Origin of the sequence: Pseudoalteromonas aurantia 208 (assembly GCF_014858725.1) — a bacterium.
In the GTDB taxonomy this organism is placed as follows: Bacteria; Pseudomonadota; Gammaproteobacteria; order Enterobacterales; family Alteromonadaceae; genus Pseudoalteromonas; species Pseudoalteromonas aurantia.
On sequence record NZ_AQGV01000015.1, the window covers coordinates 362891 to 374405 of the forward strand.

Here is an 11515-nt window from a genome sequence, read left to right on the forward strand (position 1 = left end):
TTATATAGTTTCAGCCATTGGGCTACCTAGTAAGTTAGTATGAATAAATATGACGTCCTTAATCCTAGGTATATAAAAAGCAGGGTTGCTCCAACTAGTGCATCTATTTGCACTAAAGCATGCCTTTACTCTGAATATTTCATTGTCTTTAGCATTATATGCGTAACTCAAAACCCCTTTATTATCAGTTGCTATTACCTCCCATGTAACATTATTAAAATCATGACAAGGCTGTTTACATTTTGCTATTTGAATAATGTAGGAAGTAGCATTCGGCACCTCTGACCAACTCATGGCAGTGCTTTGAACTTGCAAATCAGGCGGGAAATCAACGAATAAGTCTAATGAGACAGTGTTACTCCACCCAAAACAAACTCCATCTATCTTACAGCCCCTCACCCTGAATACAGTCAAACCGGTGATAGAACCAAACTGACTTTCAAATAAATTACCAACCGGTATATTTGATTTAATGGTTTTCCAAACCAATCGGGCTTCGTTTTTCTTACAATCACCATCACAAGCCGCAGCTTCGATTTCTATATATTTAATCGATTTCTCTTGTAATGCACACCAACTGATTGTATTTTTTTCTTCAGCCGCAGAGAGTTTAGGAGTAGAACTACAAACAGGCACTGCATAATACAACGCACCTGACTCTGTATACCCTCCAGCACAATCCATTTCATTTATTTCCCCTATACATGCTTTTACTCGATATTTATAACTTCCTGTCATTTTTGGCTGGTGTGAGAAGTCAACATACACTTTATTACCTAGTTGTGGCTGCAATACATCAGTAACCTCTAACCAAGGTTGACCGTCATAACTTAATTGTACTTTGTAAAAAGTCGCACTTTGCACAACACCCCATTTAACCTGAATTTCATCATTATACTTTTCAACGGTTACAGAATCTGGGTTCGAGTAATCAAATGGGACTGTATAGTTAATGCCTTCAGAATATGTAAAACCCCTAGAGCACACCTCCCCCGAACTTAATTGGATACATGCTGACACCCTATATTGAAAATTCCCAGAGACATGCGGCTTATGGGTATAAGAGGCAAAAAGCCTATTGCTACCGGTTGGCATTTCGATGATATTGACTTCTTGCCAAAACTCATTTTCATGCATCAGTTCAAGTTTGTAATGCGATGCGCCCTTAACCAAGTCCCACTTAACCGATACCGTTTTATTGGTACTTTCAACAATTACCCTATTTGGTGGTTCAGATACGCTACTTTGATCATAAGTCTGAATAGGGTAAGAGCTAACAGAAAACTCCGAGCAATTTCCTTGTTCACATGCTGCTACTTTATATGAATAAACGCCATGCGGCCGTGTCGTTGAGAAGCTGTTTGAGGTTGAGCTTTGAAGTTGCTCACTAATATCGACCCATTCTAGGCCATTCATACTTTCTTTTAATATGTATTTATCAACATGAGATACAGGTTCCCAGCGAACTGTCACTCTATCTGATTTAGCTAGACCTGAAGGCTGTGTAGGTACTTTTGGTTTAATATATTGCCCTAACCAATTTGAGGCAGGTGAAGGCTGTGAACACACTAATTGATTACATGCAATCACCCGAAACCGTACCCAGCCGACCTTATGTTGTAGACCTACAATTGAAAGCGGTGAAGTAAAGTTTAGATATTTGGTATAATTCACCCAATGTCCGTTAGGTAGATATATTTCTATAAAGTACTGTTCAGCAGCTGTTACCGGTTCCCAATCGATGAATAAACCATCAGGCGTATTATTTACAAAAGGGGCCTGAGGAGGACTTAATTCATCCATAAATTCGACCCTGTTTGAAGGGGCTGAAAATGAGGAGCACACGCTCGCACTGCAGGCAGCAATACGAAACTGCCTTTTGCCTGATGGTTGCGTGCCAAATACCGCTTTATTTAAATGTTTATTTCCTCTATTTTCCGCCGCAATGTAATGTGAATCAGTAGCGGTAACCCAGCTCCATTCATTCTCTTTCATTTCTATTTCATAATGCAGTGCACCAGAGACATGGTCCCAATCAATGAGAATTTCATTGCCGCTTTTAACTGCTTTTACATTTTGCGGAGGCGTAACTTCTTCGACTAAAAGCACACTAGAGTATGCCGAACACTCATTAGATATCTGATTGCAGGATTTCAGTCTCACTCTTTTGGCATGTGCAATATACTTGTTAAAATTAAATTCGAGCTCTTGAACAGGGCTTAATACGTGCCAATCGCTATTAGAGTCAGTACTTGGGCTGTATTCAACAATGTAATAATCTGCGTAAATTACATTATTCCAACGGAGTACACTTTCGTTTATCTTATTTAATAACAGCTCGGGTTGAGGGCTGTTTAAACGCTTTAATGTAACGGCTTTGGAATCTGAGCTAAAAGTTGAGCAAGGCCGAAGATTTATACATTCTTGTCCTTTAAATATAAATCGAGCGTAGTTGAAGCCTTGCTTTAATTTGTATGTTGCTTTCCATTTGTAATCACCCCATTTTCCAGAAATTTTAAATGGGCTTACAACTTCAAGAGACGAATCCTCATCAATTGGTTTACCATTCGCTAAAATATTCATATGTGCATCTGAAAAGCGTCCAGCAGTTGTTGAATTTAATGTGATTTCAAAAGTTTGATTATCTATAGCTCGAAGCGTTGGTGGTGATACCGTATATAGATCTCCCATGTTAACCGTCGATGTTCTAGAAGAGTTATAATTTAGGCCTCCAGTGTAATTTGAACATCCGTTTTCATTACACGCCTTCACCCTAAAACTATAGCGCCCTCCTGACATATCAACAATCTTAGCTACCCCAACCTCCTGAGGACCATAAAAACTACCACCCGATATAAACAAATCAACATTTAGCCTTTCATATTCTTGTGCACTATCATCCAATATATTGAACCAACCTTTTCCTGACGGTGTAAGTGCCTCTATTGCATAGTGAGTAGAATCTTTAGAAGTTGTCCAATATATTAATACCGACTGCAATGGTTTGTTGGAATTTTTTACTACATGAACCCACTCAGGGGAAATCGGGTGGGAAGCAAATGATAATGAAGAATAAATTAGTACAATAAAACAAGCTAAACGCTTATAAAAAATCACTGAAAATCCAATTAAAAGAAGAGGTGGCTATTAACTTTACCATAAATTAAGTTAATTAAAAATCATTAGAAATAAACAGTCACAAAAGCTCGCTAGTTTGCAACTTCATTATGTCATTTCAAACTATAGCTATATGTTAACCAGTGAATTAAAAATTCTTTTCGGGTGTTTTTGTCGTGAATCATGTGAATTACTAACTAAAATCGATCATTTAATGTGCATGAATTGAAGGTGTTTTTCCTACCATATATTAATTTAATATCTTAAAAACTTTGTATTTGCGATATAAAGCGACGTTTGAATTTATTATGGTATTACATATTTGCAATTGCATTGTAAATGCAGTGTTGCGTTTGTGTCGCTGTTCTATTCTATTCTGTTCGTTTTTAAGTTGAGTGATGGTATTATTCGTCGAAATATAAAAAGGACTGCTAATGCATTTTAAAATAATTAATTTTTTCATTCTATTTTTATCGTTTAACGTGATTTCAAAACCACTGGCCCCATTTATATCTGGCGGCTATGAGTACGAATATAATACTGTAAGCCGTGTCTCTATAGTAAAAGTTACAGGAGCAAGTTCATATAAAGTTTTTTTTAATGGTGATTTCATAGGCTCTACTACTCAAGATACATATGACTATTTTGTACCTTGGCAAAAAAAAGGGGATGGTTATTTTGAAGTACAGGCTTGCAATGAAAGTGGCTGTAGTGGATTTAGCAATAAGCTGCTTATTCATGTATACCCCAAGTTATATGAGCCGATCCAATTTGATACGCCTAGAGCGCTTTATACAGATGAGAACTTTTGTGTTGATTTCCCCATGATGCCCTATGGGAAGAATTACCACCCGTACTTACAAGGTAAGATGAAAGGCTCCACACGTGGCGGCACACAGTGCTATACTTTAGATAGGCTAGGTTCGCATGCCTATCATGTTAAGAATAACTTTACCTCATTCAGTGCAGTTCATACGATTCAGTCAATTTTACGTTTTCGTTCGAGTGATAACCCCCAAATACCCGAGCTTTCTGCGCCTAAGTCGACGTTTTTTCGTTCTGCTTTTGATCTTACTATATCGCCTGTTAACGGTGCTGTTCGTTATGAAGTGTACGAAAATGATGCACTGCTTTTAAGTACAGCCAATAACTCAGTATTAATTAGGCCTATTGGCTATAGTCCAATAACTCGCAGCCTCAAGGTGAGAGCCTGTACAGAATTTACATGCTATCCATTTAGTAATGAAATACAAATCGCGCTGGTAGATCTTGGACCTGTTAATGTTCAGGCACCATTGCTTGCTGTTGAAGGAGAGAGTACGTGCATTAACTATGAGAAGGTAAATAATGCTAATAGATATTATTTTAAATTTAGAGGTGCGGGTAGTGGAACTCGAATAGGCACTTTTCATTGTATAACCCCAAAAAAGCCGGGCGAGCTTGGGTTCACCATAACAGCTTGTAGTAGTGTGTCGTGCTCTAGTGAAAGTGCGATAATATCGATGTATGTGCTGCCAAAACCTTCTTTAGATTACAACATTGCGATGTCATTGAGTGAAAATAATATTGTGTTAGGGGATGAAGTAAGCATCACTTATTCTGCTCCCACAAGTACAGTAGGAAATACATACTATCAGCTTTTTAGTAATGATAATTTTGTTGCTCAGAATAAAGGGAGTACATTTACTTATACACCGGTTAAGGTTGGGCTTGAGTCTTTATCTATCGCGATGTGCAATGATAGAGGGTGTAATAAGAGCTCAGCGTTATCAAAGTTAACCGTAAACCCACCGCCTGTCGTACTTGCCCCTTTACCTAAAGTAACTTTAATTAATAGCAAGATCACGTTGGCATGGTTACAAAACTATGAGTCAGCACAATATAGTATTATTCATTATGGGCCTAATAACCTAAAACGTAATTATCTAGTCACACCGGGAAATAAACTATTTGATATTAAAGATTCATCAAAAGAAGGCGAAGTATGTTTTGTGGTTATTTGGAAAGAGAACAGCTTGTCGGGTCGTTCTAATCCTGTGTGTACGTTAATAAGAGCTCAAAATACTATTAAATCTCAGAACACAGCACCTCATATACTAATACAAAATGAATCTTTTACGCTAGCAAAAGACCTCTTCACGTTTAATTATAATCGTCATATGCTGCCGTTTAAAATTGAAGCGGGCGAAAACTACATACTTAGTGATGATAAACTGACATTAACCCCTCTACCTGGCTATTTCGGTGAAATTATGGCGCCCGTTATTTTTAAAGATTCTTATGGTGTTCAATCCAAGCCCTACATATACAAGTTGAACATAATTGATGGTAGACCTATTACTATGGGCGATGAAACATATAAAATAGAGTATGGTGCTGCACCCATATGGATAGCCCCCTATAAATTAGGGCAGGCGGATCCAAGGGGGCTTGAAATCGTCAGTACAAAAATCACATGGTATGCTGAGTATGGTCAATTAAATGTTACACATGAAGGAAAAATTATACAATATAAGAGTGTTGCTTCTAATTGCCAAAAAGAATCGACTTTTATAGACACTTTTGCTTATACCATTACGAATAGTGCAGGCTTAGAATCTCGCCCAGCGACGGTTAAAATATTAACCCGCTGCCCATATTCTCCAGAACCGGTTGCAATAGGGGATGTTTATCAATATCAAAAGAATAAGCCGTTAGTTGCAAATGTAATCGATAATTCATGTAATGATGGTTACCCAAAAGGCGCGATTTTACCAAAGAGATGCGTGCCAGACGATTATGACCCTTATGGGCGAAAAATTCATATGGGGGAAATAACGCAGTCCCCTCACAGTGGCACTATAGTTAACACGTACCATAATGGCGAAGTATTGTATGTACCAAACAAAGACAGCTGTGTTGTTGATTGGTTTAAGTATACTATCGTCAATGATACAGGGTTAAAATCTGCTCCCCGCTTAGTTAGATTAGATTGTGGTACGTACGCCCCAAATGCTGAGTCAGATCAAGTCATACTTGGAAGTGGGCAAGAAGTCATAATTCCAATTTTGTCGAACGACACAGATTTAAATACACCCGCTTTAGATATTAGTGCGCATGAAATTATCACTCTGCCAAAGTATGGCGAGGTAAGTATATCAACCGACAAACAGTCAGCTATCTATAAACATGACAATGATAGCTGTATAAGGACTGGTTTACAGCAAGACAAGTTTGAATATCAGATTATTAACACTCAGGGCGCAGTGTCTCCACCTGCGACTGTTAAGGTTAATACTTATTGTCACAGTTTAGCTTGGCAAAGCCAAATCTTAGAACTGGGGTTATCCAATGAGTTTTCCTGGGCTTTACCAGAAGGTTTTGGGTGTTACTCGCCTGAGTTAGATAAAAATATTGTTGGCGAAGGGACGTTAACACATTCTTTTATTGAAGAAAAAACTTACTCCATTACATGGCATTGTAAAAATTCAGCGCTTAACTTTTCGTTTGATAAAGAGCACTTAATTAAAGTCGAAAAAGAAGAAGTTATCGCCATTAATATTGATGTACCAAAGCGGGTATTTAAGCAGGCAGAAAGTACAATTAATTGGCATTTCAAATCAATACCTAAACAGTTGTTTTATACAACACTCTCCGTTAAGCCCCCAGGAGGGAGTGCGCTTATAGCATTGTCTACAGTGATGAATAATGGTTCTGGACAGTTCGCTTATACTTTTAATTCCCCTGGTAGGTATGAGTTTTACGTGCATGCGTGCAAAAGCTCAATTACCCAAGTAGGGCAGGTTCAACCTTGCCGAGGTTTAAATGAAACGTCAGTGGTTGTGGAGACTTTGGATTATGTGTTTTCATTTGAAAAGGTAGGCTCGAAATATACTTGGACACCTGTTCATTTAGCTATGAATTATGACCTACAAAAGTGTGAAGCTAATTGTCAACTTAGTAGTAATTGGAAACAATTTAAAGTATATGATAGAGATGTTACTAGTTTTAAAGGTACGATGACCGATAGTGGAATATACCGTATTAGAGTCTGTTTTAGTGAAGGTGCTTGCAGTGGTTGGTACTCTTTAAAAGAAGTTGTGCCAGCGTTCGCTCTACAGTTAGCTAATAATTCTTTTATTAATTCCATTGATAATATTGGTTGGACATATAATACCAAGAATACTGAGAAATATGCATTTTCCTTATATGTCAAGCCACCTAATGGTAAAAAATTAGAAATGTTAATTGATAACGTCCTAGAGAAAACAGGGACTATTAAATATAGATATGCTTCCTATGGTCTTTATAGCTTTAATGCTAAATTGTGTAGTGTTGAGGTTGGAGCTACTCGAGGTTTAGAAAAATGTAGTGAAATTAGTGATTATGAAGTTCAAGTGCATAATACTAAATTTAAACTAAGTAAAAGTCCTAGTGCCTTAGAGTGGTCGCCTGTGAGTGATGCAGAGAAATTTGTGATTGAAAGTGCCTTATGCAATGAGGAGTGCACCAGCAATATTAACTTGGACTGGAATGAGTTGATAATACTTTCTGGCAGCGTTACTAGTCATGTTTTAGCAGAAGGGGTTAAGAGGGCGTATCGTATAAAAACGTGTTTCAGCAATGGTACTTGTACAGCTTGGAGTTACTTTTCAAATAAAAACAAGGATGTATTATTTATTCATACAGATATTCTTGGTAGTTCTGTGGCAGAGACAATGATGTAATGGACTTGCAAAGCTACAGTAGCTATTTTATTTTCTAAATACCTAGCAGAATAACGAATGCTATAACTGCCACCATAAACGCGACTTTGTAGTATTTATGGTGGCGGCTTTATAAGCCAGAGTCTACTAGAGCAATAATTTGGTCAGGTAATCTGTTGTGTGATAGTGCCAACATAATCGATTAGATATACGACCCGGAAACAGAGCCTTATTGATCAAAACTTTACGAATAATAATTTTAAGAAGATGTGTTGTGGTTCAATCATTCTGGACACTATTTGATTTTTGAAAAAAACGGAGCTTTCATGCTCCGTTTTTCTTTTTATAATGTGTGAATATATTTAAATATAGGTGATTTTAAGCAGCTGTTCCGACCCGGTGGGTCGGATTTCCCTGCACCTTTTTATAGATTAAATAGTTTCTCCATTTTTATCGGTTTCAACGACTGGTGAGCCCAATAGATCTGTGTGGATAAAGATAATGTTTTTACTCTTGCTATTGTCATCTTCAATGGAGACAGATATTGCTTCAACCTTAGAATATTCTCCTTCGTTATCCTTTGCTCGCAAAGTTATATCGTATTGCCCTGCTGCCAATAAACCTAAATCAAAAGAGTATGGGGCACTAAGACTTACTTTTGGTGCGCCGTTGTTTACCTGCAATTCAACCAGCACAATGGTACCGTCGTCGTCCACAGCATCGACATTGACTATGACAGGTGTTGCCGTCGAAAGTATGTCTTTGTGTTTAGGTGTATTACCAATGATGCGAGGGGGTTTGTTTTCAATGGTGACAGATATTGCTTCAACCTTAGAATATTCTCCTTCGTTATCCTTTGCTCGCACAGTTATATCGTATTGCCCTGCAGCCAATAAACCTAAATCAAAAGAATAGGGAGCGCTATAACTTACTTTTGGTGCACCATTGTTTACCTGCAATTCAACCAGCACAATGGTGCCGTCGTCGTCCACAGCATCGACATTGACTATGACAGGTGTTGCCGTCGACAGTATGTCTTTGTGTTTAGGTGTATTGCCAATTATTCTAGGCTGTTTATTGGGCTCAACTGTGATAGCAAACGCAGGTAGAGACTTGATCGCTTTTGCGTGAGAGACCGAAATAGTGATGTTATTGTATACACCTTGTTCACTTTCTATTGGTGTACCTCTTAGCTCACCCGTTTCCACGTTAAAAACAGCCCACTTGGGTTTGTTTTGAATACTAAAGGTGATTTCACCTTTCTCGATTGTATTGATGGTGGGGGTAAAGCTATATAAAGTGTCATAACGTGCTCGTTCAGGTGCTTTGCCTGAAATGATTATTGGTAAGTTCACTTCGGAGGTGGGGGTAGGCAATGACCAAGGTGAACAAATATCTGGCTCAATACACCCCCTAACACGATACCGGTAGTCACCTGATATATGAGGTGCCATATCAAAGTTTAGTTGCGACGTTGTTTGAAGTAAGGTTAACCATTCTTGCTGATTTAACGCAACTGAAAGTTGATAATAATTAGCGACGGAAATACCACTCCATGCTATGGAGATCTTATTATTACTGTTGCTAACTATAAGATTTTTTGGCACATCGATAAGATCACCTGTTGTCAGCTCAGGAGTAGGTTCAGACCAGTGGCCACAAACTGTTTCTTGATTGATGACAAAGCATGAGCGGACACGATAACTGAACCTACCAGGTTGTGAAACCCGGTGTGAAAAAGTGGTTTGTTGTTGTGATCTAAACGTTGACCACGATATGCCATCACTTGAAATCGACACTTCATATATAGCCGTATCGTATACCGCATTCCATGAAATTCTGTGCTGATCACCAATTCTTTGTGCTGTGACATTTGTAGGGGTTGAGTTATTTGAATTATTAAATATCACGTTAGAGACAGGGGATACTGGTGAGCACACCGACTGTGAAAATTGTTGGAAACACGCTGTGATACGGTATTGATAAGCGCCGTGAACCTGAGGTGAATGTTTAAAATAGGTATTCAGTAAGCTTGTAACATAAACCCAATTGGCGTTGTTAAATGATAATTCAATGCGGTAATCGTTTGCATGTTCAACCGCTTGCCACTTTATAATATTTTCACCTGTAGTGTCAGAGCTCGTTGCAACAACAGTTGTTACTGAATCATGGACTAGATTGCTGCTAACTGTTTCCGAAAGCGTACTCCAAGGGGAACATTTGTTTTTTAACGTATCGCAAGCTTTAACACGGTACGTGATAGGGTCATTAATAATGGTTTTAAGCGTCAAGTATGTTTGTTCTGTTGATTGATAGGTTTGCCATTCGCCTTTGCCGATTGATAGTTCTACGTGGTAAAGCGTTGCCTCAGTAACACTGTTCCAGTTCACTACATGAGTATTGTGTTGTTCAATGGCTGTTAAGTTTTTAGGGGCTTTAATAGGTAAATCTATCGTAATGTATGCTGAATTTGTAACTAATTGACATTTATCATTATTACAACCTTTTACACGATATTGGTAATCAGCGCTTTGTGTTTTAACTAACTTTATATCGGTCTTGTTTCCTTGATAAACTGGGGTCCAGCTATTTTTGGTATTGTCTCGCTGGTATTCTTCAACTATCCAATTAGTAAATGTATTTTTTGACTGCCAACTTAAGTAAATTTCACCGTTGGTACTGTCAGCTTTGACAGCGATTGAGCCTGTAGATTCTTGCTTGATATCATGTTGTATATAATCGATAACTAAAGGAATAAATCCATTACTGGCATAGCTTTGGGCACTCATCATGATTAGGGTAAATACCATAATCAATTTTATTGGTGGTTGATTCTTGTTGTGGATTAATCGAGTAAACATATTGGTTAGGCCGTTATCTTTACAATATAAGGCATGCGTGCTCACCACATAGCGGGTCAACGTAGCTAAAATCAATAGAATGTAGGTTGTACGTAGTTCGGGGTATTTTGCTGCAAACACCAGTAGTGGAGCTGCTCTGAGAGTTAGCGTTTATCGAGGTGTAGCTATTACTGGTTTGATAATATGATTTTTTGGACAGATCGTAATAGATCGCATTTCTATACGTTGAATAGGGAGTTCCCGAGCAATCCTCGCTATTATAATAAAATTGACTAAAGTCTCGAACCCGAAGCTTATAGTGTTGTACTTTTCTAGGCTGTATTGAGTCGAGATAGAAAATACTTGAATTTTGGTAGGTCAATATTGGACCTATACGGGTTGTACCATCTCCTTTGTACAAGCTTACTTGTGAACCTGAATCTGGTGTTCTCATTGCTGTGACAGGTTCAACGGTAATGCTAAGAGCTCGTTCTACATTAGGAACGTCTGCACAATCTTGTGCGCTGACAACTGAAACATTGAGACCACTGGCTAATGAGGTTGCCAGCAATGAGTAGAGTGTACGCCCACTGGCAGAGGTTAAGGACACTGACCATTTATCGGCTTTTTCGAGCGTTACACAAGTTGGGCTTTGCGCTGTTTTTGCTTCGTTAGTTGCAAATATAATTGTGTCTCCCTCGACATTTAATGAGGTTACTTTTGCAGCAGCAAAGGTCAGGCTTGGAATTACTAGCGCAATAAGCGGTAATAAAAATTTCATTAATGGGTTTCCTTTTAAAAAATGAGTGGCACGTCAAAGTCTATTTGTAAGGTTCAGTAGTATTAAATGATTAGGTTTGGCGAAATAGAACT

At 38.2% G+C, this 11515-nt stretch carries 4 protein-coding genes; 1 reads left to right on the plus strand and 3 read right to left on the minus strand.

The features are described from left to right. Complete coding sequence (locus PAUR_RS19980) at positions 1 to 3117, minus strand: fibronectin type III domain-containing protein (RefSeq protein WP_192509488.1); 3117 nt, start codon at positions 3115 to 3117, stop codon at positions 1 to 3. A gap of 434 nt (positions 3118 to 3551) precedes the next feature. Between PAUR_RS19980 and PAUR_RS19985 the strand changes: the two genes are divergently transcribed. Next, a complete protein-coding gene (locus PAUR_RS19985; RefSeq protein ID WP_192509489.1) occupies positions 3552 to 7823 on the plus strand; it encodes an Ig-like domain-containing protein in 4272 nt (1423 codons plus the stop codon). Positions 7824 to 8233: 410 nt separating this feature from the next. Here the strand turns inward: PAUR_RS19985 and PAUR_RS19990 are convergent, their stop codons facing one another. Next, a complete protein-coding gene (locus PAUR_RS19990; protein WP_192509490.1) occupies positions 8234 to 10594 on the minus strand; it encodes an Ig-like domain-containing protein in 2361 nt (786 codons plus the stop codon). An 88-nt stretch (positions 10595 to 10682) separates the two neighbouring features. Continuing rightward, a complete protein-coding gene (locus PAUR_RS19995) occupies positions 10683 to 11423 on the minus strand; it encodes a hypothetical protein (RefSeq protein WP_192509491.1) in 741 nt (246 codons plus the stop codon). Positions 11424 to 11515: the final 92 nt, after the last annotated feature.

Coding starts and splice junctions, on each gene's coding strand:
- PAUR_RS19985 (WP_192509489.1), top strand. CDS start 3,552: ATGCATTTTAAAATAATTAATTTTTTCATTCTATTTTTATCGTTTAAC.
- PAUR_RS19995 (WP_192509491.1), bottom strand. CDS start 11,423: ATGAAATTTTTATTACCGCTTATTGCGCTAGTAATTCCAAGCCTGACC.
- PAUR_RS19990 (WP_192509490.1), bottom strand. CDS start 10,594: ATGATGAGTGCCCAAAGCTATGCCAGTAATGGATTTATTCCTTTAGTT.